Origin of the sequence: Maritalea sp. (genome assembly GCF_047634455.1) — a bacterium.
In the GTDB taxonomy this organism is placed as follows: Bacteria; Pseudomonadota; Alphaproteobacteria; order Rhizobiales; family Devosiaceae; genus Maritalea.
The window spans coordinates 25,652-48,806 of record NZ_JBLIAI010000001.1 but is presented as its reverse complement, the minus strand read 5'-3'; the positions used below and the strand labels follow the sequence as shown (position 1 = coordinate 48,806).

At 52.1% G+C, this 23,155-nt stretch carries 23 protein-coding genes; 17 read left to right on the top strand and 6 right to left on the bottom strand.

The genetic code is table 11. The features are described 5' to 3' along the window. Nucleotides 1–48: 48 nt before the first annotated feature. Complete coding sequence (locus tag ACJAZW_RS00245; RefSeq protein WP_415154778.1) at nucleotides 49–771, bottom strand: HAD family hydrolase; 723 nt, start codon at nucleotides 769–771, stop codon at nucleotides 49–51. Between the two features lie 54 nt (nucleotides 772–825). On the opposite strand from ACJAZW_RS00245, the gene ACJAZW_RS00240 reads away from it, so the two are divergent. From ACJAZW_RS00240 to ACJAZW_RS00230, 3 genes are all read left to right on the top strand, one after another. Further along, nucleotides 826–1,365: a DUF1697 domain-containing protein gene (locus ACJAZW_RS00240; protein ID WP_415154776.1), complete on the top strand. Its 540-nt coding sequence runs from the start codon at nucleotides 826–828 to the stop codon at nucleotides 1,363–1,365. Between the two features lie 116 nt (nucleotides 1,366–1,481). Further along, complete coding sequence (locus ACJAZW_RS00235; RefSeq protein WP_415154774.1) at nucleotides 1,482–1,913, top strand: MerR family transcriptional regulator; 432 nt, start codon at nucleotides 1,482–1,484, stop codon at nucleotides 1,911–1,913. A gap of 89 nt (nucleotides 1,914–2,002) precedes the next feature. Then, nucleotides 2,003–3,283, top strand: coding sequence for an HD domain-containing protein (locus tag ACJAZW_RS00230; protein WP_415154772.1), 1,281 nt, complete (start codon nucleotides 2,003–2,005; stop codon nucleotides 3,281–3,283). Here ACJAZW_RS00230 and ACJAZW_RS00225 read toward each other — a convergent pair. Next, entirely contained in the window at nucleotides 3,267–4,049 is a 783-nt protein-coding gene (locus tag ACJAZW_RS00225) for a GGDEF domain-containing protein (protein WP_415154770.1), read from the bottom strand. The two genes, ACJAZW_RS00230 and ACJAZW_RS00225, sit on opposite strands and share 17 nt — an antisense overlap. A gap of 365 nt (nucleotides 4,050–4,414) precedes the next feature. Between ACJAZW_RS00225 and ACJAZW_RS00220 the strand changes: the two genes are divergently transcribed. From ACJAZW_RS00220 to cobM, 6 genes are read left to right on the top strand one after another with little or no spacing between them, the layout of a single operon-like run. Next, nucleotides 4,415–5,560, top strand: coding sequence for a sirohydrochlorin chelatase (locus ACJAZW_RS00220; RefSeq protein ID WP_415154768.1), 1,146 nt, complete (start codon nucleotides 4,415–4,417; stop codon nucleotides 5,558–5,560). A 5-nt stretch (nucleotides 5,561–5,565) separates the two neighbouring features. After that, entirely contained in the window at nucleotides 5,566–6,195 is a 630-nt protein-coding gene (locus tag ACJAZW_RS00215; RefSeq protein ID WP_415154766.1) for a precorrin-8X methylmutase, read from the top strand. Further along, nucleotides 6,192–7,415 carry a precorrin-6y C5,15-methyltransferase (decarboxylating) subunit CbiE gene (cbiE, locus tag ACJAZW_RS00210; RefSeq protein ID WP_415154764.1) on the top strand — a complete coding sequence of 408 codons (1,224 nt, stop codon included), beginning with the start codon at nucleotides 6,192–6,194 and terminating at the stop codon, nucleotides 7,413–7,415. The genes ACJAZW_RS00215 and cbiE overlap by 4 nt, the downstream gene beginning before the upstream one ends. Continuing rightward, complete coding sequence (gene cobI / locus ACJAZW_RS00205) at nucleotides 7,412–8,116, top strand: precorrin-2 C(20)-methyltransferase (RefSeq protein WP_415154762.1); 705 nt, start codon at nucleotides 7,412–7,414, stop codon at nucleotides 8,114–8,116. Before cbiE ends, cobI begins: the two co-directional genes overlap by 4 nt. Further along, nucleotides 8,104–9,894, top strand: a complete 1,791-nt coding sequence (locus ACJAZW_RS00200; RefSeq protein ID WP_415154760.1) for a cobalamin biosynthesis protein — start codon at nucleotides 8,104–8,106, stop codon at nucleotides 9,892–9,894. Before cobI ends, ACJAZW_RS00200 begins: the two co-directional genes overlap by 13 nt. Further along, nucleotides 9,891–10,682, top strand: a complete 792-nt coding sequence (gene cobM / locus ACJAZW_RS00195) for a precorrin-4 C(11)-methyltransferase (protein ID WP_415154758.1) — start codon at nucleotides 9,891–9,893, stop codon at nucleotides 10,680–10,682. The genes ACJAZW_RS00200 and cobM overlap by 4 nt, the downstream gene beginning before the upstream one ends. Here the strand turns inward: cobM and ACJAZW_RS00190 are convergent. Both ACJAZW_RS00190 and ACJAZW_RS00185 read right to left on the bottom strand, forming a co-directional pair. Then, nucleotides 10,661–11,401, bottom strand: a complete 741-nt coding sequence (locus tag ACJAZW_RS00190) for a cobalt-precorrin-6A reductase (protein WP_415154756.1) — start codon at nucleotides 11,399–11,401, stop codon at nucleotides 10,661–10,663. The two genes, cobM and ACJAZW_RS00190, sit on opposite strands and share 22 nt — an antisense overlap. Before the next feature lie 21 nt (nucleotides 11,402–11,422). Beyond that, nucleotides 11,423–12,514 (bottom strand): cobalt-precorrin-5B (C(1))-methyltransferase, encoded by a 1,092-nt coding sequence (locus ACJAZW_RS00185; protein ID WP_415154754.1) that lies wholly within the window; start codon nucleotides 12,512–12,514, stop codon nucleotides 11,423–11,425. A gap of 51 nt (nucleotides 12,515–12,565) precedes the next feature. Between ACJAZW_RS00185 and cobA the strand changes: the two genes are divergently transcribed. Genes cobA through cbiB form a run of 4 tightly spaced genes read left to right on the top strand, consistent with a single transcriptional unit; the run spans nucleotide 12,566 to nucleotide 17,154 of the window. Then, nucleotides 12,566–13,423 carry a uroporphyrinogen-III C-methyltransferase gene (cobA, locus tag ACJAZW_RS00180; RefSeq protein ID WP_415154752.1) on the top strand — a complete coding sequence of 286 codons (858 nt, stop codon included), beginning with the start codon at nucleotides 12,566–12,568 and terminating at the stop codon, nucleotides 13,421–13,423. Further along, nucleotides 13,416–14,705 carry a cobyrinate a,c-diamide synthase gene (locus ACJAZW_RS00175; protein ID WP_415154750.1) on the top strand — a complete coding sequence of 430 codons (1,290 nt, stop codon included), beginning with the start codon at nucleotides 13,416–13,418 and terminating at the stop codon, nucleotides 14,703–14,705. The genes cobA and ACJAZW_RS00175 overlap by 8 nt, the downstream gene beginning before the upstream one ends. 5 nt (nucleotides 14,706–14,710) lie before the next feature. Next, nucleotides 14,711–16,198, top strand: a complete 1,488-nt coding sequence (locus tag ACJAZW_RS00170) for a cobyric acid synthase (protein ID WP_415154969.1) — start codon at nucleotides 14,711–14,713, stop codon at nucleotides 16,196–16,198. Beyond that, nucleotides 16,195–17,154 carry an adenosylcobinamide-phosphate synthase CbiB gene (gene cbiB / locus ACJAZW_RS00165; RefSeq protein ID WP_415154748.1) on the top strand — a complete coding sequence of 320 codons (960 nt, stop codon included), beginning with the start codon at nucleotides 16,195–16,197 and terminating at the stop codon, nucleotides 17,152–17,154. Before ACJAZW_RS00170 ends, cbiB begins: the two co-directional genes overlap by 4 nt. Here cbiB and cobU read toward each other — a convergent pair. Further along, nucleotides 17,151–17,666 carry a bifunctional adenosylcobinamide kinase/adenosylcobinamide-phosphate guanylyltransferase gene (cobU, locus tag ACJAZW_RS00160; protein ID WP_415154746.1) on the bottom strand — a complete coding sequence of 172 codons (516 nt, stop codon included), beginning with the start codon at nucleotides 17,664–17,666 and terminating at the stop codon, nucleotides 17,151–17,153. The genes cbiB and cobU overlap by 4 nt on opposite strands. Continuing rightward, nucleotides 17,663–18,049, bottom strand: coding sequence for a DUF1636 family protein (locus ACJAZW_RS00155; RefSeq protein ID WP_415154744.1), 387 nt, complete (start codon nucleotides 18,047–18,049; stop codon nucleotides 17,663–17,665). Before ACJAZW_RS00155 ends, cobU begins: the two co-directional genes overlap by 4 nt. Nucleotides 18,050–18,227: 178 nt before the next feature. On the opposite strand from ACJAZW_RS00155, the gene ACJAZW_RS00150 reads away from it, so the two are divergent. Genes ACJAZW_RS00150 through edd form a run of 4 tightly spaced genes read left to right on the top strand, consistent with a single transcriptional unit; the run spans nucleotide 18,228 to nucleotide 23,145 of the window. After that, a complete protein-coding gene (locus tag ACJAZW_RS00150; protein ID WP_415154742.1) occupies nucleotides 18,228–19,103 on the top strand; it encodes a BadF/BadG/BcrA/BcrD ATPase family protein in 876 nt (291 codons plus the stop codon). Between the two features lie 10 nt (nucleotides 19,104–19,113). Continuing rightward, complete coding sequence (zwf, locus tag ACJAZW_RS00145; RefSeq protein ID WP_415154740.1) at nucleotides 19,114–20,607, top strand: glucose-6-phosphate dehydrogenase; 1,494 nt, start codon at nucleotides 19,114–19,116, stop codon at nucleotides 20,605–20,607. Further along, complete coding sequence (gene pgl, locus ACJAZW_RS00140; RefSeq protein WP_415154738.1) at nucleotides 20,588–21,292, top strand: 6-phosphogluconolactonase; 705 nt, start codon at nucleotides 20,588–20,590, stop codon at nucleotides 21,290–21,292. The genes zwf and pgl overlap by 20 nt, the downstream gene beginning before the upstream one ends. Nucleotides 21,293–21,321: 29 nt before the next feature. Then, nucleotides 21,322–23,145 carry a phosphogluconate dehydratase gene (edd, locus tag ACJAZW_RS00135; protein WP_415154736.1) on the top strand — a complete coding sequence of 608 codons (1,824 nt, stop codon included), beginning with the start codon at nucleotides 21,322–21,324 and terminating at the stop codon, nucleotides 23,143–23,145. Nucleotides 23,146–23,155: the final 10 nt, after the last annotated feature.

Genomic DNA, 23,155 nt, shown 5'->3' with positions numbered 1-23,155 from the left:
TTGTTCACAACCAAGCGCCGAAAAGCAAGCTGAAAAGCTTTCGGCTACTTAGGCACTCAAACCCGGCAACGGCCCAAAAAAATAATCAATCTCTGATTTGAAATGCAGCAAACTCGGCAAAATCGCGACGCACATAGCGGCGATTTCGTCGGTTGGGTCCAACATATCTGGCACCATCACAGTAGCAAGCCCTGCGGCGCTGGCTGAGCGTACGCCATTGTGGCTATCTTCAAACGCGATGCAGTTTTCTGGCGCAAAGCCCAAACGCGCAGTGGCGGTCAAAAACGGTTCGGGATGTGGTTTGCCTTGAGCAACGTCCATACGTGTAACAATCGTATCAAAATAGGCGTGTAGCCCGGTTTGCTCCAAATGTTGGTGCGCGGAGTGACCCGTCGACGTTGCGACGGCAATGGGAACACCGCGCGCGCTCAAGCCTGCTACCAACTCTTTTGCACCGTTTTTAAGCGGAATGCCCTTTGCCATTTCTTCCTGCGCACGATCAACTAAAATGGTCTCATATGTTTCAACATCAAAGTCAGGGCCGAAAAACTGGTGATAAATCGGCACATTTTCCGTCTGCGGAATGCCCACAAAGGCGGCGAACATGTCGTGGGTCATCTCATGGCCCCATTCAGCACACAGGTCTTGCATGACCCGTTTATAAACACGTTCTGTGTCCAACAGCAGTCCATCCATATCAAAAACCACTGCCTCGACTTTATCGGGCCAAAGACCAAGTTTGTTTTCGATTGCAGGGGCTCTAGCGTTCATGTTTCACTTCTTTAAAAATAGGGGCAGATTCTGCCAGAAAGACGCGACAGATCGATGAACAAATATGTGGCTCTATTTCGTGGCCTAAATGTGGGCGGCCACAACAAAATAACAATGGTTGAACTTAGGGTGATGCTAGAGGCCGCAGATTGTCAAAAGGTTACTACTTACATTCAATCTGGCAATGCGGTCTTTGTGCATGATCAGCCCAGAGATAAGATTGAAACAATGCTCGAAGGTGCGTTTGAAAAGCATTTTGAGTATCGCGTCGATATTGTTGTGCGCACTGAGGCAGAACTCGCCTCTGCCACCACCGCGTACCCATTTTTCTCAGATGAGCGAAATCTGAGTTTCATGATGACGGGATTTGCGCGTCAACCAATTGGCGAAAATGCGATTTCTATCCTTGAGCAAGTGGCCATTGATGGCGAATTAGTAGAAGCAAAAGAGCAAGAAATTCACTTCTATTTCGGCAATGGTTCGGGTCGTTCCAAGCTCGGAGCGCTTAATTTCGCCAAAAAGATTGGCACGCCAATTACCATGCGCAATCGACGTACTGTTTTGAAATTGCTTGAATTGATCAACGCGCTTTAGTGTCGATGGTCCTTTGTTGCCCCAACCATGCACTCATTTTCCAACGCATCTTTCTTTATTTCTGTCTTCGTTGGTGCTATCTATGAATGCTATAGCGACTAGAGGTTCAATCTCCAATGGAAAAAAGTTTTAAAGAATATTCAATTGGCCAGCTTTCAAATCATGCGAATGTGAAAGTGCCTACCATTCGATATTACGAGCAAATTGGCTTGCTTGAGCAGCCTTGGCGCACTGAAGGTGGCCAGCGGCGCTACGACCAAGACGCGTTAAATCGCTTGGATATGATCGCCCACGCCCGCGAACTGGGTTTTTCTATTGATGCCATCCGCGAGTTCATTCGCCTTGCTGGGCATCCAGACGCACCGTGCGACGACCTTGACCAAATCACCGAACGTCATTTAAACGATGTCACACAGCGTATTCAAAAGCTCGAGCGCTTGCGAGCGGAACTTCAATCCATGCTGAACAATTGCCAGCATGACACGGTTGAAAAATGCCGCATCCTGGAAGTTTTGAGCGACCACAACAACTGCCAAACAGAGCATTAGGCGCTTATTGCGCCTTGTGACTATTTCCTTTCTTCAGTTTTTCAATTGAAGGGACAATTCCGCTTTTTCAAAGATCAAGGACAATTGCCATGACCACCGAAATGCCACACCTGAAAATTCCAAATCAACGCTTAGAAAGTCAAATCGCGTTCGTCATGGAAATGGACAAGCTTAAATCGGTTGATCGGATGACCAAAATCATCTGCCAAGACCGCGTTGAGAATGATGCGGAGCATTCTTGGCACGTGGCACTGATGGCGTTGGTGCTTGAACCCTATGCCGGCACAAAGGTGGATATTGCGCGCGTGGTCAAAATGCTGCTTGTGCATGACGTGGTCGAAATTGATGCGGGGGACACCTATATTTATGCCAACGCAGATGCCGATCAGCAGTTCCAAGAAGAACTAGAGGGAGCTAACCGGATATTTGGATTGTTGCCCAAAGATCAAGCTGAGGAGTTGACGTCGCTTTGGCATGAATTCGAAACGCGCGAAACAGCGGAAGCCAAGTATGCAAAAGCTATCGATCGCCTTTCCCCATTCCTATATTACGGATATTCAGGTGAGGGGTGTTTGGTGGCGCAGGGCGTTGACGAGGCGATGGTGCGCGCCCAAATGGTCAGCATGAACGATGTCTCATCTGACTTGAAAAACTTGTTCGAAACGGTGTTGGCGACCTATCAAAAGTTCGGCGTCGTCCGAGACAGCAATAACCCATCAATTGAACCGGCAAACCAGCACAACAAGCTGGCGGATCACATGCACACAGTTCAGGCTGCGAACGAAGACCTCGCCAAACGCATTCAGTTCGTGGTGGAAATCGACAAACTCAAATCCATCATTCGTCAGACCCAAATTTTAAGCGTTGATAGGCTCGAAAATGATGCCGAGCATTCATGGAATCTAGCGATCATGGCGGTTATGTTGCACGAATATGCAAACGCTGATGTAGACCTATTGCGGGTGCTAAAGATGCTTTTGATCCATGATATTGTTGAGATTGATGCAGGCGACGCGCCGATTTATGACCTTGCGGCGCAAAAGGGCAAAGAGGAACGCGAAATCGCTGCGGCTGAGCGTTTGTTTGGCATGTTGCCCCCGGTGCTTTGTGATGATCTGAAATCACTTTGGAACGAGTTTGAAGCGCACCAAACCAATGATGCACAATTTGCTCGTTCGATGGATCGACTGTCGCCATTACTCTATAATTTTTACACCAAAGGCGTGCGTTGGGCGAAATTCGGCGTGTCATCTAATGATGTTCTGGAGCGCCTCCGCGTCATCGCCGATGGCTCGCAAGCGCTGTGGGTGCTCGGCGAAAGCATAATCGAGCAAAGTGTGGACGCGGGTTTTCTTAAGCGCTCTGCTTGATTGGGGATTGCCCAACGATTGGCGTTTGTGCGTCTTCATAAGCGACGCGGTTTCGGCCCTGCGCCTTAGCCAGATACATCCGCTCATCGGCTTGCTGCACGAATGCGCTCAGCGATTGACCAGCATGGTGCATCGACAGACCGATGGACACGCTCATCTGTTGACGAATAGGGCCATTGTCGAAAATCAATCTGCGGACCCGACGTCGCACATTCTCGGCGATGGAGATCGCTTCTTTTTTGTTGGCATGCGGCAAAAATAGTCCAAATTCTTCGCCGCCCATCCGCCCAACGATGGAATCTTTGGCCGGTGTTTCTTTGATAATGTCTGCGATCAATTTGATCGCATCGTCGCCCACACAGTGGCCGAAACGATCATTTAGTTTTTTGAAATGATCAACATCGATGAACAAAAAACTGCCCGCGGTCGGCCCGCCCAACGGCGTGTGCAAAGCACCTTCGACCGCTTGCAAAAACGAAGTTCGGTTCAACAGGCCCGACATTTGGTCTGTGCTGGCAATACGTGCGAGTTCTTTGGTGAGCTGTTGCAGTTTTGCGTTTTGTTGATGAATGTAATAGCCGATTGGGTATGACACCAAAATGGTAACCACAGCCGTGACACTCATGCGCCGTGTCATCGCCTCAGGTTCGAGCCAAGAATAGATGAAAAAGACGGCAATTTCTGCCAAAATGAGGGCGACACCCATAACACCAACGGCACCATACATTGCGCCATAATCTTTTTTTTCGCTATTGCTGCCTGACATATTCAGCGCCCTCCAAACACACTATTTTGCTGTGACTGGACATATTCTGCGCCAAAATTGTTAATTCACGCCTCCGAAAAGCAGTTAACATATCGTATTCTTAGAATTCGTTTGATGAATTGTTGACCCACATTCCTTGGTTCCTTACAAACAGCTGCGCAGCGTTCCTTTTAGGAACTGAAAGCGATTCCGGTGCGGCTGACCCAATTAGGGGGCCTAGTCCTGAGCTGCTCGATGTTTTGATATAAATGAACTCTGCCTCTTATTTGAAAACTTCAGAGGTAGAAAATGAATAAAATACTTGTTTTAGCAATCCCAACTCGTACCGTTATCGCGCTTGCGCATGATGTGCGTGGTCGCAAATCGTGAGCGCTAAATTGCAACTACCAGCTGACACAGCCGTAATGTTGTGTGGTCATGGCAGTAGAAATCAATTGGCAGTGGGCGAATTCGCTCACCTCAAGGATCGCCTAAAAGAGCGGTTGGGTGATGTGCCGGTGGAATACGGATATCTTGAATTCGCTGACCCAGTTATCCATCACGGCCTCAATCAGCTCAAAGACCAAGGCATCAAAAAAGTGCTGGCTGTGCCGGGCATGTTGTTTGCCGCAGGCCATGCCAAAAACGACATCCCCTCGGTGCTGAACAGCTATCAAGCGCAAAACCCTGAGATGGAAGTCATTTATGGTCGCGAGCTTGGCATTGATCTGAAAATGATCCGCGCCGCAGGCGAACGCATTGAAGAGGCTTTAAAAAATGCTGGCGGCGACGTGCCCCGCGAGGAAACGCTTCTGATGGTTGTTGGCCGGGGTGCGTCTGACCCTGATGCGAACTCAAATGTCGCCAAAGTCATGCGCATGCTTTGGGAAGGCATGGGTTTTGGTTGGGGTGAAGTCGCCTATTCGGGCGTCACATTCCCGCTGACTGCACCGGCGCTGCGCCATGCAACAAAGCTTGGCTACAAGCGCATTGTGGTGTTCCCCTATTTCCTTTTTACCGGCATTTTGGTGAAGCGGATTTATAGCTACACGGATGAAGTGGCTGCTGAATACCCAGATATTGAGTTTATCAAAGCTGGCTATCTCAACGACCATGATTTGGTGGTGGATACGTTCATTGATCGCATTGAGGAAACCCTTCACGGCGAAAACAAAATGAACTGCCAGATGTGCAAATATCGCGAACAAGTTCTTGGCTTTGAAGCAGAAGTGGGATTGGCACAAGAAAGCCATCACCATCATGTTGAAGGCATCGGCGGTGGCATGGAGAATTGTCCATGCAAGGGCGATTGCGATGCGTCATGTCGTGACGAAGAGTTCTGCAAAAAACACGGGCTTGATTGGACGCCCGTTCATGCGCACGAGCATACCCACGACCATGATCACGACCACAGTCACAGCCATTCGCATGACGATGCGCACACACATGATCATGCGCACCATCCTTATCCATTTGCAGACCATCCACTTGGTCCTAGGACCATGGAAAAACCTGCAAAAGAAAAGGGCTAAAATCTGTGAATTGGCTACGTGATCCGCAAGCAATCTATGCTGAGAGCTTTGCCACAATCGAACGTGAAGCGGCGTTGGACCAGTTCCCCGTTGGTTTGCACAAGATTGTGGTGCGGATGATTCATGCGTGTGGCATGGTGGATTTGACCGAAGATATTGCTTGGCATGGGGACGTGGCACAAGCCGCCGCGTCCGCCATTGGCGTGGGTAAACCGATGTTTTGCGATTGCGAAATGGTGCGCTCGGGTATTATCCGTCGGTTTTTGCCACAGGGTTTTGAGCCGACGTGCACGCTAAATGATCCTTCTGTTGTTGCCCTTGCAAAGGATATGCAAACCACGCGCTCAGCCGCCGCCGTTGAGTTGTGGAAAGACAAGTTGGATGGCGCAATTGTGGTGATCGGCAATGCGCCGACGACCTTATTCCACTTGCTGGAGTTGATAAAAGCAGGAGGACCAACACCTGCAGCCATCATCGCCACCCCTGTAGGCTTTGTGGGCGCAGCTGAATCAAAGCAAGCACTGTCGGAGGCGAAAATCCACGTACCTTATGTTACGGTGCTCGGGCGTCGTGGTGGTTCTGCTATGGCCAGCGCTGCGTTGAATGCAATTACAATCGGGAAGGAATGGACATGAGTGAATGTTGGCTTCACGTGGTCGGGGTAACCGCTCGCGGTGTGCAATCCTTGGCACCCGAACAACAGGTATTGCTCGACAATGCCAAAGTGATCATCGGCCCACCGCGTAGCCTGCCAAAAGTGCGCGAGCTGGATGATCGGCTTGTGACATGGCAATCACCGCTCAGCGCAATGATTAAACAGATATTGTCCTATCGCGGCACCCCAACCGTCATTCTCGCCACAGGTGACCCAACATGGTTTGGCATTGGCGCCACGCTCACCGCGCATATCGCGGCTGACGAGTTTGAAATTCACCCCGCGCCCTCTGCATTTTCATTGGCAGCTGCGCGGATGAAATGGCCGTTGCAAAATGTGGATTGCATTTCTGTGCATGGCCGCCCGGTTGAAATTCTGCACAGCCACATGGTGCCGGGCCAACGGATTTTAGCGCTCACCAGCGACGCAACAACCGTTCACGATATTGCTAAGGTTTTGAAAAACCGGGGTTATGGCGAAAGTCATATGACGGTGTTGAACGCGATGGGCGGCGAAACACAAAGCCAAGTTGAATTCTTGGCACAAGACTATTCAAGCAAAGGCGTCGGCAATCTCAATACGGTGGCTATCGATTGCGTGGCCGATCACCGCGCGCCAATTTTGCCGCCATTGCCCGGGTTGCCCGATGGGGCCTTTGTGCATGATGGGCAGTTGACCAAGCGCGAAGTGCGTGCAGCAACGCTTGCCAAACTGATCCCATTGTCAGGTCAGCATTTGTGGGATGTTGGTGCCGGGTGTGGTTCTATCGCGATTGAATGGATGCGCGCTGCACCACGCGCCACGGCGACCTGTTTTGAACGCAACGCCGCCCGCATTGAAATGATTGAAAAGAACCGTGTGGCACTGGGAGCTCCTGGCCTCAAAATCGTTTCAGGGCAAGCCCCGGGCAGTCTTGAAGGGTTGGACGCACCCGACGCCATATTCATCGGTGGTGATGTCGGCAACCATGAGCTTTTTGACGTCTGTTGGGACGCGCTGAAACCCGGCGGGCGCCTGGTCGCCAACGCGATCACTTTGGATGGTGAAACGGCGCTGGTTCAACGACTTGATCAACATGGCGGTGACATGGCGCGCATTGAGGTGTCGCATCTGGACACTGTCGGTGCACATAAAGCGCTGCGCCCGCGCATGGCCGTCACCCAATGGAACGTTTCTAAGCCATATGAAGGTGAACAATGATTGGCACACTTACCCTAGTTGGCGTCGGGCCGGGTGATCCTGAATTACTGACGCTTAAAGCTGTTAAAACAATTGGTGCGGCAGATGTGGTTGTGTATCCGCAAAAACCGGGCGAGCCATCATTGGCCTTGTCGATTGCTGAGGCGCATGTCGGGGTGGATGCGGTCCGCATGCCCGTCAATTTGCCAATGAAGGTTGAGCGAGAACCCGCACAACTTGCCTATGACCAGATTGGCGAAACCATCGCGCAGCTGTTGAGCGAAGGAAAATCCGTCGCCTATTTGTGCGAAGGTGATCCGCTGTTCTATGGCTCAGCCATGTATCTCGTCGAGCGCATGTCAATTGTAAATATCGCCATTGTGCCCGGCATCACATCGCTCACCGCTACGGCTTCGGTGGTTGGTCGGCCACTCGCTGCTCGCAATGAAACGCTCAAGATATTGCCAGCTCCGCTAGATAGCGAAAAACTGATTGCAGAACTCGGCCAAACCCAAAGCGCGGCCATCATCAAAGTCGGTCGCCATTTTGACCGTGTGCGCGACGTGCTAAACCAAACCGGCCATGCCGCCAATGCCATTGTGGTCGAACACGCCACACAAGCACGGCAAAAAATCACGCCCTTAGCCGACTTCGCAAAAGACGAACGGCCCTATTTTTCAACCATCCTCTGTTACAAAGGAGATGAAGCATGGGGCAAATAAAATCACCATTGGTGATCTCATTCTCCATCGCTGGCGACATTGTCGCGCGCCAAGTCGCCGAGCACCTATGTGCACAACTCTGGCTAAAAAGCGATGCAGTTGGTTTGGACGGCAAGGCGCTGATCCAATCTGCTTTCAGCGCAGATCGCTCAATTATTGGCGTGTGCGCAGCTGGCATTCTCATTCGTTTCCTCGCGCCGCTTTTGGCTGACAAACAGACAGAACCGCCGGTAATCGCCATTTCACCGAACGGCGAGCAGGTTGTGCCGTTGCTCGGCGGGCATCACGGTGCCAACCAACTCGCAATTGAGCTTTCCGCCACGCTGAACGCAAATGCTGCGATCACAACCGCCAGCGATAATGTGCTGAATATTTCGCTAGATGAACCACCATCAGGCTACATTGTTTCCAATCCGGATTTGGCCAAGGCCGCAATGGCAAAATTGTTGGCAGGAGAAAAAATCAAACTGAACGGCGACGCGCCTTGGCTGATCCAGTCTGGCCTAGTTAATCCAGACGGCACCGTAAAAGTTGTGGTTTCGCATCTAATACAGCCCGACGATGTGTTGCACATCGTGCCAAAGAATATAATCGTTGGCATCGGCTGCGAACGCCATTGCCCTGTCGAACATGTGATTGAATTGGTCGAAAAAGCTTTGGCAGAAAATAACATTTCGCCACTGGCCATTGCCGCGATCGCTTCCATTGACTTGAAGTCCGACGAAGCTGCCCTCAATGCCGCCGCCAATCACTTTAACGTGCCGTTGCGCACATTCACCGCAGAACAGCTCAAACAAGAAGCGTCTCGTGTGCCCAATCCATCAACTGTGGTGATGAGCGAAGTCGGCACCCCTTCGGTAGCCGAGGCATCAGCCATCAAAGCGGGTAAATTACTGGTTGAAAAACAAAAGACCAACAAAGCCACCTGCGCCATCGGCATAAGCGAAATGCCAATCGATGTGGAAACGTTCGGCACGCCAGCTGGCGCGCTTTATCTCGTTGGCCTTGGCCCCGGCACCAATCTATTGCGCACCCCAGTTGCGGATATGGCTTTGCGCCGCACCACGGATTGGGTTGGGTACGGGCTCTATCTCGATCTTGCGGCCGACGCAAAAACCGAGCAGACCGAACATCGCTTTGCCTTGGGTGAAGAAGAATTGCGCGTGCGCCATGCGCTTGAATTGGCAGGCGAAGGCAAGCAGGTCGCGCTGATCTGTTCAGGCGATGCGAACATTTTTGCCATGGGCGCTCTAATCTACGAATTGCTCGCTGCAACAGGTGACCGCGCCATATCAGATGCTGCCAAACGCGTGATGATTGAAACCTGCCCCGGCATTTCGGCATTCCAAGCAGCAGCTGCAAAATCGGGCGCGCTGATCGGTCACGACTTTTGCTGTATCTCATTGTCAGATTTGCTGACACCGCGCGAAGATATTCTCAAGCGTTTGGATGCAGCAGCAGCGGGCGATTTCGTCACCGCATTTTACAATCCGCGCTCCATGCGGCGCACCGATTTGATCGAAATCGCCAAGCAAAAATATCTCGAACACCGCCCGACAAATACGCCGGTGGTGATTGCCTCAAATCTCGGCCGCCCGGCAGAAAAAGTGCGCGTCGTGACCCTTGAGGATTTCAATCCCGAAGAAATCGACATGCTGACAATCGTCATGTTCGGCTCCTCGCAATCTAAAAGCTTTACCCGCGGATCGGGCGAAACTGTCGCCTACACACCGCGTGGTTATGCCAAAAAGGCCGCAAAAATGGATCAAGCATCATGACCGTATATTTCATTGGTGCCGGTCCCGGCGCAGCCGACCTGATCACCGTGCGCGGTCTCAAACTGATCGAGCGCTGCCAAACCTGCCTTTACGCTGGCTCTCTGGTGCCTGCTGAAACTGTGGATGCCGCCCCCGAGGGCGCGCTGGTCAAAGATACAGCACCCATGAACCTTGGTGAAATTATTGACGATATGCAGGCCGCCCATGATCGGGGTGACGATGTGGCGCGGGTGCATTCGGGTGATCCATCGATTTATGGCGCGGTGGCCGAACAAATGCGCCGTTTGGATGATTTGCAAATCCCTTATGAAGTGGTGCCGGGGGTGCCAGCTTTTGCAGGGGCTGCCGCCAAATTGCAAACCGAACTAACGCTGCCAGAAATCGCCCAAACCATCATCATCACCCGAACGTCGGGCAAAGCATCTTCGATGCCTGAGCATGAAACGCTAGAAATTCTGGGCCAATCGCGGGCAACGCTGGCCATCCACCTGTCGATCCGAAACCTTAAATATGTTGAGGAAACATTGACGCCTTATTATGGCGAAGACTGCCCGGTGATCATAGCTTATCGTGCCACATGGCCAGATGAAAAATACATCACCACCACGCTCAAAAACATGCGCGCCGATGTGCGTGCCGCAAAAATCACCCGCACAGCCTTAATTTTTGTCGGCAAAGTTTTTGGCCAAAAACAGTTCCGCGACAGTGAACTTTATAGCGCTGATTTTGCCCATGTGCTGCGCAACAAGGGCAAAAAGAAAGTGCGTCAGGCAGCGGAGGCTGAATGATCGGCGACGAACTGCATTGCCGCAGCAACCGAATAGACCTCCGGCGCTTCGGGCAAGATCGGGCGCTCAATCATGATTACTTTCGCCCCAACCATGCGTGCCGCCTCAAGTTTGGCCGCAGTTTGATCACCGCCCGCGTTTTTGCTCACCAAATGAGTGATCTCATGCTCGCGCATAAACGCCATCTCGTCCGACAGGCGAAACGGCGGCCGTTCCAAAATCACACAAACATGGGATGGCAATATCACTTCTGGGTGCTCAATCGCACGGATGAAGATCTTGCAGTCATCGCGCAAAACCATCGGCTCAATGTGTTGTCGGCCAACAGTTACCAACACATGCGCGCCAGAGGGCAGCTGCTTGGCTGCCGCTTCAATACTCGAAACATGTTGCCAATCATCATCAACATTTGCCTGCCACGCTTCGCGCACCACGCGCAGCATCGGCATGTTCAACTCGACACACGCGTCAACAATATGCGTCGACATTTGCGCCGCAAACGGATGCGTCGCATCAACAATAAACTCAAATCCGTTGCGGTTGATAAAATCAACCAAACCTTGCGTACCGCCAAACCCACCTTTGTGAATGTGCCCGTTGGGCAGCCGTGGTTTGCGCGTCCGGCCCGCCAACGATGTGGTGACCTGATGGCCATGCCGCACCAACCCGTTCGCCAAATCAATCGCATCTCCGGTGCCGCCGAATACCAGAATTCGCATAGACTTACCTCCCAATTGCAATTAGCTCTGAGCAATTATAACCCCATTTCGATCCACCACCAAAACATCTGTTGTGGTTTTTTGCGGATCAAGCATGCTCTGCGCTTTATGGTTAGCCTGTTGCGCCACGCGCCCGGCAATTTCTATGCCTTCGGCTTGGCACATTTCCAAAACATGTTTGGCAGTTGTGGCCTTAAGAATGCATTCGCAAAGGGAAATTGTGCCACCCATTTTGGCCACTTCGTCGGCCAACCAGTTGAAATCAACTTGGGAGCGGCCTGAATGCAAATCCAAATGCCCTTGCGCCAGTTTCACCAGTTTCGCAAAGCCGCCAGCAATAGTCAGGCGCGGCACGGGGTTCTTCTTGAGGTATTTCAGCAAGCCACCAACAAAGTCGCCCATATCCAAATAGCATTCCAACGGCAGATCAAAATGAGCCATCGCCGCTTTTTCGGACGTATCTCCCGTCGAGCCGACGACATGCTTGTGCCCCTCGGCCCGGGCCACATCGATGCCGCGATGGATCGAGTGGATCCAGGCCGCGCAACTATAGGGGATCACGATCCCGGTGGTGCCCAAAATCGAAATGCCACCCAAAATCCCAAGTCGTGGGTTCCAGGTTTTGTCGGCCAACTCTTCGCCAGTAGGCACAGAAACGGTGATCTCCACATCCGCAGCAACGCCATATTTGGCGCAAATCGCCTGAACGTGTTCCTGCATCATTTTGCGCGGCACGGGGTTGATGGCGGGTTCCCCCGGTGGCAACGGCAGTCCGGGTTTGGTGAACGTGCCAACACCCTTGCCCGCTTTGAAGGTGACGCCGCTGCCAGCGACACCCAAACGAACGGTCGAAACAATCATCGCGCCATGGGTAACATCGGGATCGTCGCCAGCATCCTTCACGATTCCACATTGTGCGAATTCATCGCCCAATTCTTCGGTGGCCAAAGCAAAGCTTGGGGTCTGTTTGCCGGGCAGAATTATGGAAACAGGATCAGGAAACTCACCGCCCAGCAATGCCTCAAGCGCTGCAACGCAGGCCGCAGTGGCGCAAGCGCCCGTGGTCCAGCCACGGCGCAATTGTTCGGGTTGTTTTTGGCTGTCCGCACTCATATCAATGATCTATATAACGCGCATCACGCCGCGCAAAGAAAGAAGTTTTAGATGAGCTTTTGGCACCGCCTCAAAAATCTGTTTGTTGCTGACCAGCCATCCGGCCATTTCGCACGTTTGGACGCGACAGATTTTCCCAAGTTCGAAAAGGGCACGGTGTGGCTTGTCGGTGCCGGGCCAGGGGCGGCCGGGCTGATTTCTATGCTGGGTTATTACGCAATGGGCGAAGCAGACGTAATCGTTTATGACGCGCTGGTTGGCAAAGAACTTCTAAAATTTGCCAACCCAAATGCGCAATGCATTTACGCGGGCAAACGCGGCGGCAAACCTTCGCCTAAGCAAAAAGACATTTCGATCAGCCTTATTGACTGGGCAAAAGCAGGCAAAAAGGTTTTGCGCCTTAAGGGCGGCGATCCCTTTGTGTTTGGCCGGGGCGGGGAAGAGAGTGAAACACTGGCCAAGGCTGGCATAAAATTCCGGATTGTGCCGGGCATCACTTCAGGCATTGGCGGCTTGGCTTACGCGGGTATTCCCGTCACCCACCGTGATACCAACCAAGCTGTTATTTTCCTGACCGGGCATGACGAAACAGGCGAGGTGCCACACGCGGTGGATTGGCGATCAATCGCAACCGCTGCGCCCGTGATTGTGATGTTCATGGCCGTCAAACATCTGGGCTCGATTGCGGAAAAGCTGATTGCGGCGGGCCGTAAACCAGATGACGCCTTAGCGATCCTGTCCAACACAACACTGCCAGAACAATCAGTAGCGATCACAACACTGGGCGAAGCTGGCGCATTGGTTGCACGCGAAGACGTGCCGACGCCCGCGATTGTGGTCATCGGCGACGTGGTCAACTACCGCGAGATTTTGAATTGGTATCAGCCATCGGAGAACCGCATTGGCTAATGGCCTGATCATTGCTGCACCAAGTTCTGGTTCGGGCAAGACCCTTGTCACCATGGGGCTGCTCGGCGCGCTTAAAAACAGCGGCGTAAACGCCGTTTCTGCAAAAACCGGACCTGACTATATTGACGCATCTTTTCACGCCCTGACAACAGGGCAGGTGGCGTCCAACCTTGACCCTTGGGCCATGTCGCAAAACCAATTGCGCGCGCGGGCGCAGCGGGCGGCAGAAGGCGCTGATTTTCTACTTATTGAAGGCGTTATGGGCCTGTTTGATGGCGCTGTGAGCGGCAATGGTTCCACCGCCGATCTGGCCGCAGCGCTCAATTTGCCAGTGGTTCTGGTGGTTGATGTGGGCTCTATGGCCCAATCGATAGCAGCCGTGGTGCATGGTTTTTCAACGCTCAGAGCCGATATCAATGTCGCAGGCGTCATCCTTAATCGGGTCGCCAGCGAGCGGCATCAAATGATGCTAAGGTCGGCACTTGAACCTCTTAATATCACTTATCTTGGGGCGCTAGGGCGTGACGACGAGTTAGTTATCCCTTCGCGCCATTTGGGGCTGACTTTGCCCAAAGATTTCGGCGCGGCCAAAGATGTAGCAAAAGCATCGGTCGGGCGAATTGAGCAACATATCAATCTCGACTTGTTGCAAGAAATTGCAACGCCCATTCAAGCCGCTAACGAGCCAACTCAACTCGCGCCATTGGGCCAGCGCATCGCCATCGCCCGCGATCAAGCGTTCGCATTTATATATCCGCATATTTTGTCCGACTGGCAGGCGCAAGGTGCAGAACTCAGCTTCTTTTCGCCTCTGGCGGATGAAGCGCCGAACAGCGAAGCAGACGCAATATTTCTGCCCGGCGGCTACCCGGAACTCCATGCCGAAAACCTCTCGAATGCCAATAATTTCGCCAGTTCCATGCGCCACGCAGTAAGCGCCAACAAATTGATTTATGGTGAGTGCGGCGGCTATATGGTTTTGGGTCAAAGCCTAACCAATAAGCAGGGGGAGGCTTTTGCCATGCTCGGCCTTCTGCCACATGCATCTGCGATTGATCGCCCGCGCCGCCAACTCGGTTATCGTCAACTCAGCCACAATAGCCCTCTGCCTTGGCCTAAACATCTGCGCGGCCATGAATTTCACTATTCAACACAATCGGGGCAGGTGGCCCAATCTCTGTTTGATGCAGCGGATGCCCAGGGCAACCCGCAACCCCCAATGGGTTGCGTTGCGGGCAATGTTATGGGCTCATACGCCCACATTATTGACGCAGCACAATGAGCGACATGGCAAAGGCACTCATGATCATGGGCACCGGATCGGACGTGGGCAAAAGCCTCGTCACCGCTGGCCTGTGCCGCGCTTTCACCAATCGCGGATTAAAAGTGCGCCCGTTTAAACCGCAAAATATGTCCAACAATGCAGCGGTCACCGCAGACGGTGGCGAAATTGGTCGCGCTCAAGCTCTGCAGGCCCGGGCTTGTCGAGTTGAACCAACAACGGCCATGAACCCCGTTTTGTTAAAACCAGAGCAAGAAACAGGTGCGCAAGTTGTAGTGCGCGGCAAGCGTGTTGCATCCATGACCGCGCGTGAATATTTCAAAAAACGCAGTATCTATTTACCCCAAACCGTCGCGGCATTTGAAGAGTTGCAAGCGGACGCGGATTTGATCTTTGTTGAAGGCGCGGGCAGTGCATCCGAAATCAATTTGCGCGCGTCCGACATTGCCAATTTCGGCTTTGCCCGTGCGCTCAACCTGCCAGTTATGTTGGTGGGCGATATTCATCGCGGCGGTGTCATCGCTTCGATCATCGGCACACTTGAGGTGATTGATCCTGCAGATAAAGCCCTGATTGTCGGCTCATTGATCAACCGTTTTCACGGTGATCCGAACCTGTTCAGCGACGGCAAATCCTTCATCGAAATCTGTTCTGGTTTGCCCTGTTGGGGACCACTGCCAGACTATCCAGATGCACGACTATTGCCCCCAGAAGACGTACTTGCGCTTGATCATGTTGAAGAAAAATCAGGTGGGCAATTCAAAATCGTAGTGCCGCGTTTGCCGCGCATCGCCAATTTTGATGATCTTGACCCTTTGCGCCAAGAAGAAGGCGTGAGCCTGCACATCATTCAGCCCGGAAACCCGTTGCCAAATGATGCAGACCTGATCATTTTACCCGGTTCCAAATCCACCATTTCAGACTTTGAGTTTTTGTTGGCTCAAGGCTGGGATGTGGATATCCGCGCCCATGTTCGCCAAGGAAAATCAGTGTTGGGGATATGCGGCGGCTACCAAATGTTGGGTCAATCAATTGCCGACCCAAAAGGCATCGAAGGTGTACCCAAAACCTTTGCTGGGCTTGGAATGTTGGACGTAAAAACCACCCTTTCCGAACAAAAACAATTGCGCTTGGAGAACGCTGCCCATGCAAAAAATAATGCGCCTTTAGCTGGCTATCATATGCATATGGGCGAAACGATTGGGGCGGATCGAAACAACCCATTTGCGATGGTTGGAGATAAGCCTGAAGGTGCAATGTCGACAAATGGACAGGTAATCGGCACCTACTTACATGGATTATTTGCTGCGGATCATTTCCGCCGAAAATTCCTCGAAGAACTCGGTGCAAAAACCAGCCAAACTCTTGAATTTGAAGCCCGCATTGACCAGATATTGGATGGCTTTGCAGCGCATTTGGAAAGTCATGTCAATTTGGATGAAATTGCTGCCGCTATGAGAATTCCAGAAAATTTAATAGGTAAATCAACATGATAAGCGCCGTTCTCGCCTTTGCCGCCACTTTGTTAGAACGCTTTATCGGCTATCCGCGCCCGGTCCTTAATGCTGTAGGCCACCCGGTCATGTGGATGGGTAAACTGATCGAAGTGCTTGAAAACAACGCCAATAATCCAGCTTTAAGTCCGGCTCGGCGTCGTCGAAACGGCTTTGCGATGCTCGCCATTTTGGTGGCAGTTACAGCTTTTGTGTCACTATCAATCATTGTTGTTTTACGGGACATACCTTTTGGCTGGGCCATCGAAATCTTTCTGGCTAGTACCTTGATTGCCCAAAAGGAATTGGGTCAAGCGGTTAAGTCTGTGGCGGAAGGTTTGCGCGAAAACCTGACCCAAGGGCGCCATGCGGTTGCCCATATTGTTGGTCGAGATCCAGAACAATTGGATGCAGACGGCGTTGCTCGCGCGGCAGTGGAAAGTTTGGCGGAAAATACCTCAGATGGTATCATCGCACCGATTTTATATCTGTTGCTTTTTGGCTTGCCCGGCGTGGCGATTTACAAGGCAATTAACACTGCCGATTCAATGGTTGGACATAAAAATGAACGCTTCATGGACTTCGGTTTTGCCAGTGCAAAATTGGATGATTTCGCCAACTTTATCCCCGCCCGTTTGACCGCTGGAATATTTGCGCTGACAGCATATTTTACCCCGGATATGGACGGCAAAGCGGCATGGCGTTCGGCGCTTCGGGACGCAAAACTACATCGCTCGCCCAATGCGGGTTGGCCCGAAGCCGCGATGGCGGGCGCGTTGGGCGTGAAGCTTGGTGGTGCGCGCGATTATGATGGGGAAACGGTTGATTTAGCGATCATGGGCGAGGGCAAAGACTTCCTTGAACCAGATGATATCAGCCGCGCGCTTAAGCTTTATGCGCTCAGCTTAACGGCAACACTCGGCGTTCTTTTTGTACTCGCCTTGATGTTTGGCTAGCCCTTAAGCCGTTGCGCAATCCCGGCGGTGACAAACGTCACCGAAGTGCAGATTTTGGCCAATTTCTGATGACTTATCCCTGCATGATCGCGGAACGCGCGCGCCATCTTATTGTCCGGCACAATGCCCTGTCCGACCTCGTTTGAAACGAGAATGACATCTATGGATTTGTTGATCGAGAGCCAAGAAATAAGGGCATCAACGCTCTTCTCAACTCCCATTTCCGCCATCATCAAATTGGTGATCCAAAGGGTCAAACAGTCGATCAAAATCACCCCTGAAACGTCCCGATTTTGATCCAAAATCTGTGCCAGGTTTAATGGCTCTTCAATGGTGATAAATTTGTCCGCTCGCGACGTTTTGTGCGCATCAATCCGCGCCCGCATTTCGTCGTCCCACGCTTGACCCGTGGCCAAATAAACCGGCTTATCCCCGAGATCAAGCGCCAAACTTTCAGCAAAAGCGGTCTTGCCGGATTTCGCGCCGCCTAGTATCAGGTGATGCCCGCTCATGATGTTTTTGCCGCGTCTTTGCCCGGAATGCGGGCGATAAAGTGACCACGCATCCCATGCGGCCATTCGACAAACGGCACATTGCCATCCTCAGTACGGTCATGGGCCTCGCACCAATCTAATATAGATTGAGCATCATTATCCTCGGGGGCAAAATAGCCCGCCAAGTATCCTGTGCGCTTTTCATCCTCCAAAAGCACAGCGCAGGAGTGCTTGCAGGCCCATAAACATTCATGCCCAACGATGTTGAGACGTGTACCACGTTTGTCCCGCAAGATTTCCAGCTTGTTCCGCAACGTTTCACCGCCTGTTTTTCCATTCCTGTCAAAAGCACTTTCTTTGGAGAATTTGCAGGTGGTGCAAATGGTCAGTTTTTGGGTCAAATCGGCCTCGATATATGCGCTAAGATTAGAGCGCTCGAAACTGCGTCGAATTGAGAAAAAACGCAAGAGGTGGACTTTTTGTTACAAAAGGGGCGATTAATACTTTCGTCTAAGACGTTTTGCCTTTATGTATCGCGCCGTGTCATCTCACCCGCGCAAAATTTTAGGAGAGCGCCCGGTGCAAAATTTCTATCTTGGTATTGATGGCGGCGGCACAAACTGTCGCGCGCGCCTCGCCAATGAACATCTTGAAACTATCGCTGAAATTCGTGGCGGTCCGGCCAACACCACCATTGGTGATGGGACCCAAGCCTATGGCTCGATTATTGACGTCAGCAAAAAGGTGTTTGAAAAGGCAGGGCTTGGCGAAGACGACATGTCCAATACCATTGCCTGCCTTGGACTTGCTGGCGCGCATTTAGCCTCATCAAAGCGCGATTTTGCCGCCCGTGAATATCCGTTCGCTAAAACATTGGTGCATAATGATGTGGAAACCGCACGCGAAGGCGCGCATCTTGGTGAAGATGGCGCGGTGTTGATTGTAGGTACTGGTTCCGCTGGGTTGGCCAAAGTGAACGGCGTTTTACATCCCGTTGGCGGTTGGGGCTACCATATTTCCGACACAGCGTCAGGCGCAATTCTTGGCCGCGCCATTGCGCGACGCTCAATTGAAGCGCTTGATGGGTTGTGTGAGGGTTCGCCCCTGACCACTGCAATAGCGAACAAACTTGGTGGCACCACCGATTCGATGATGGCATGGTCGTTTACAGCGTGGCCAAAAGACTTTGCCAGCCTCATTCCAATGTTCATGGAATTTGTAGAGCAGGGCGATCCAATAGCCCAAGAAATGATGGCCTTTGAATATGAGCAGCTTGACCAGTTTGCCAACTGGTTCAAAGCGCGTGGTGCAAAAAAACTGGCCATCGTTGGCGGTTTTGGCGAACGGTTGCTGCCACGATTGCAGAAACGTTATGGCGATTTCGTGATGGGCGCTCAAGCGGATGCGCAGCATGGTGCTTTATTGATGGCGAAAGCCGCCGCTAATCAATCTTAGGAGGCAAGATATGTCGAGCCGTATTATCCCAGTTGATCCGTTTGATTATGTGGTTTTTGGTGCCACCGGCGACCTTAGTCAGCGCAAACTGATCCCGGCGCTTTTCCATCGTTTTATCGATCAGCAATTTGACACCAATTCGCGCATTATCGGTGTGTCTCGCTCCGAAATGACAGATGAAGAATTTCAGGCTTTTGCCATCAATTCAGTGCGTGAATTTGTTGATGCGGCTTTGATTGAAGACGACCAGTTGCAAGAATTTTCGAGCTGTTTCAGTTACATCGCCAATGATGTAACGGACAAGGACGGTTGGGCCGAGTTGGATGCAGCTTTGCGTGATGACCCGAAAGTGGTGCGCGCATTCTATCTTGCTGTCGCGCCATTCCTGTTCGAACCGATCTGCGACTATCTCGCGACCCGCAATTATTGGACACCTGACGCGCGCGTGGTGCTCGAAAAACCGCTTGGGCGCGATCTTGAAAGCTCAATCGATATCAATGACACCGTTGCCAAAGTTTTCCGCGAAGAACAAGTCTATCGGATCGATCACTATTTGGGCAAAGAGACAGTGCAGAACCTTTTGGCCCTGCGCTTTGCCAACACACTGTTTGAACCGATTTGGAATTCTGCGCATATCGACCATGTGCAGATCACGGTGGCGGAAAGTGTCGGGTCTGGTGGTCGCAGCTATTATGAGCAATCGGGCGCTTTGCGCGATATGGTGCAAAACCATATGCTGCAACTTCTGTGTTTGGTGGCGATGGAGCCGCCGGCTTCTGACGAAGCCAATGCCTTGCGCGATGAGAAACTAAAAGTCCTGCGCGCGCTGAAGCCAATTAATGGCGACGCGGTTGAAAAACTGACGGTGCGCGGCCAATATCGCGGTGTTTCCTCGGATGAAACCAAAGTGCCCGGCTATCTTGAAGAGCTGGGCGACGGCGTAACATCGAACACTGAAACCTTCGTGGCGATCAAAGCCGAGGTCGAAAACTGGCGCTGGAACGGCGTGCCGTTCTATTTGCGCACAGGCAAGCGCATGGCAACCCGGGCGTCCGAAATTGTTATTCAGTTCCGCGAAATCCCGCACTCGATATTTTCGCGTACTGAAGGAACACCGAAAGCCAATCGACTTGTTATTCGCCTTCAACCGGATGAAGGTGTGAAACTGTTTTTGATGATCAAAGACCCCGGTCCGGGCGGTATGCGCCTGCGCCAGGTGCCGCTGAACTTGAGTTTTGCTGACACCTTCATTCAACGTACCCCAGAAGCCTACGAGCGCTTGTTGATGGACGTGGTGCGCGGCAATCAAACTCTGTTTATGCGCCGCGATGAGTTGGAAGCGGCTTGGCGCTGGATCGATCCCATCCGCGAAGCGTGGGACAATGATGCAAGCAAATTGCATGGCTATACAGCGGGTACCTGGGGCCCAACAGCATCTATTGCTCTGATCGAACGCGATGGCCGCACTTGGCATGAGGAAGCTGATGACCCAAAAAGTCTCTAAAACTGATTTTGCCAACAATCATATTCTTGCCGCAGCCCTAGCCGAAGATGTGGCAAATGCATTGCGCACTGCGATTGCTCGTGACGGCAAAGCCAGCCTTTTGGTTTCTGGCGGCTCGACGCCAAAAGTGTTTTTCAACCATTTGAGCCGCGCCGATTTGGATTGGTCGAACGTTTTTGTCTCGCTGGTGGACGAACGTTGGGTAGAACCAACTTCTGACCGATCAAATGCAAAATTGGTGGCTGATAATCTGCTGCAAGGCCACGCTGCTGCGGCGCATTTTGAACCGCTTTTTGTTGAAGGCAAAACCGCCGACGAGGGCATTGATGACCTGACGGCAAAGTTTGCAGATATGGCTCAACCGATCACGGTTGTGATTTTGGGCATGGGAACTGACGGCCATACAGCTAGCTTTTTCCCCGGTGGCAACAACTTGAGTGCGGCAATCGATACGTCAAACGCGGCGATGTTTTCGTCGATGCGTGCAGCCGGAGCAGGCGAAGAACGTATCACATTTACGCTACCCGCCTTGTTGAATGCACAAATGTTGGCGCTGCATATTGAAGGCGAAACCAAAGCGGACGTTTTGGCCGCGGCGCAAGGCGAAGGCGCGACACAAGAGATGCCCGTGCGCGCTGTTTTAAGGCAAAACCAAACACCGCTGAATATTTATTGGTGCCCATAATTGGCACCGACCTGAACTGGAGATGACCGATGAGCGTTAACAATCAAATCAAGGACGTCACCGACCGGATTATCGAGCGCAGCCAGAAAACACGCCGCATCTATCTTGACCGGATGGATGCGCAAGTGAAACGCGGCGTGCATCGTTCAGCCCTGTCTTGCGGAAATTTGGCCCATGGCTTTGCGGCCTGCGCACCGGGTGATAAGGAAAAACTCTCAGACGGCATCACCCCAAATATCGGCATAATTACGGCCTACAACGATATGTTGTCGGCTCACCAACCCTACTATGACTATCCAGACACCATTAAAGCCGCAGCCCGAGAAATGGGCGCAACCGCGCAAGTCGCTGGCGGTGTGCCATCCATGTGTGATGGAGTAACCCAAGGCCAGCCAGGTATGGACCTTTCGCTATTCTCGCGCGACGTAATTGCCATGTCCGCTGCGATTGGCTTAAGCCACAATATGTTTGATGCGGCGATGTATCTTGGTATTTGCGATAAGATCGTTCCCGGTCTGGTGATAGCAGCGCTGACTTTTGGCCATATCCCAGCCGTGTTTGTACCTGCGGGGCCAATGCCCTCTGGTTTGCCGAATGATGAGAAAGCCCGCATTCGTCAATTGTTTGCCGAGGGCAAAGTCGGTCGCGAAGAATTATTGCAAGCTGAGAGCGACAGCTATCATTCGCCGGGCACCTGCACGTTTTACGGCACTGCCAACACCAACCAAATGCTCATGGAAATCATGGGTCTGCATATTCCGGGCTCTAGTTTTGTTAATCCGGGCACTCCATTGCGTACAGCCCTGACCAAAGAAGCGGCGCGTCGCGCTTTGGCCATCACCGCATTGGGCAACGAATTTACGCCGGTAAGCCAAGTGATCGACGAAAAGGCAATCGTCAACGGCATGATCGGCTTGCATGCCACTGGCGGTTCGACAAACCACACGATCCATTTGATCGCGATGGCCGCCGCCGCAGGCATTCAAATCAATTGGCAAGACATGTCTGATCTGTCGGATTGCACGCCATTGTTGGCCAAAGTCTATCCAAACGGCATGGCCGACGTGAACCACTTCCACGCAGCGGGTGGCATGGGCTTCATGATCGAGCAACTGCTCAACGATGGTGCGTTGCATGACGATGTAAAAACCATATGGGGTTCAGGTTTGCACGTCTATGCGCAAGAACCAAAACTGGATGGCGAAAAAATACATTTTGTGTCCGCACCAAAAACCACAGGCAACGACAAAGTGTTGGCCGGTACAGCCAATGCGTTCGCAAAGTCAGGTGGTCTGAAATTGCTCAAAGGCAATCTAGGCCAGTCCGTGATCAAAATCTCTGCTGTGAAGCCGGAACATCGGTTTGTTGAAGCGCCAGCAAAAGTCTTCCATTCACAAGACGAGATGCAAGAAGCGTTCAAAAAAGGCAAGCTTGAGCAAGATATGATCGCTGTAGTGCGGTTCTCCGGCCCAAAAGCCATTGGCATGCCGGAATTGCACAAATTGACACCACCGCTCGGTATTTTGCAGGGTCGGGGCTACAAGGTCGCATTGGTCACCGATGGCCGCATGTCTGGCGCGTCGGGCAAAATCCCGGCCGCCATTCACTTAACACCAGAAGCGCTGGATGGTGGCCCAATCGCTAAAATTAGAGATGGCGATATGCTGCGTTTGGATGCAGAAAAAGGCACCTTGGAGTTTTTGGGTGACCAAGCTGAATTCGATGCGCGCCCATTGGCCACACAAGATCTCAGTGCTTCGCACTTTGGTTTGGGCCGCGAATTGTTCTCCGGTATGCGCGCGTTGGTTGGTTCTGCCGATCAAGGGGCAAGTGCCTTGGGTGACATTTTCTAGGTTCGCCTTA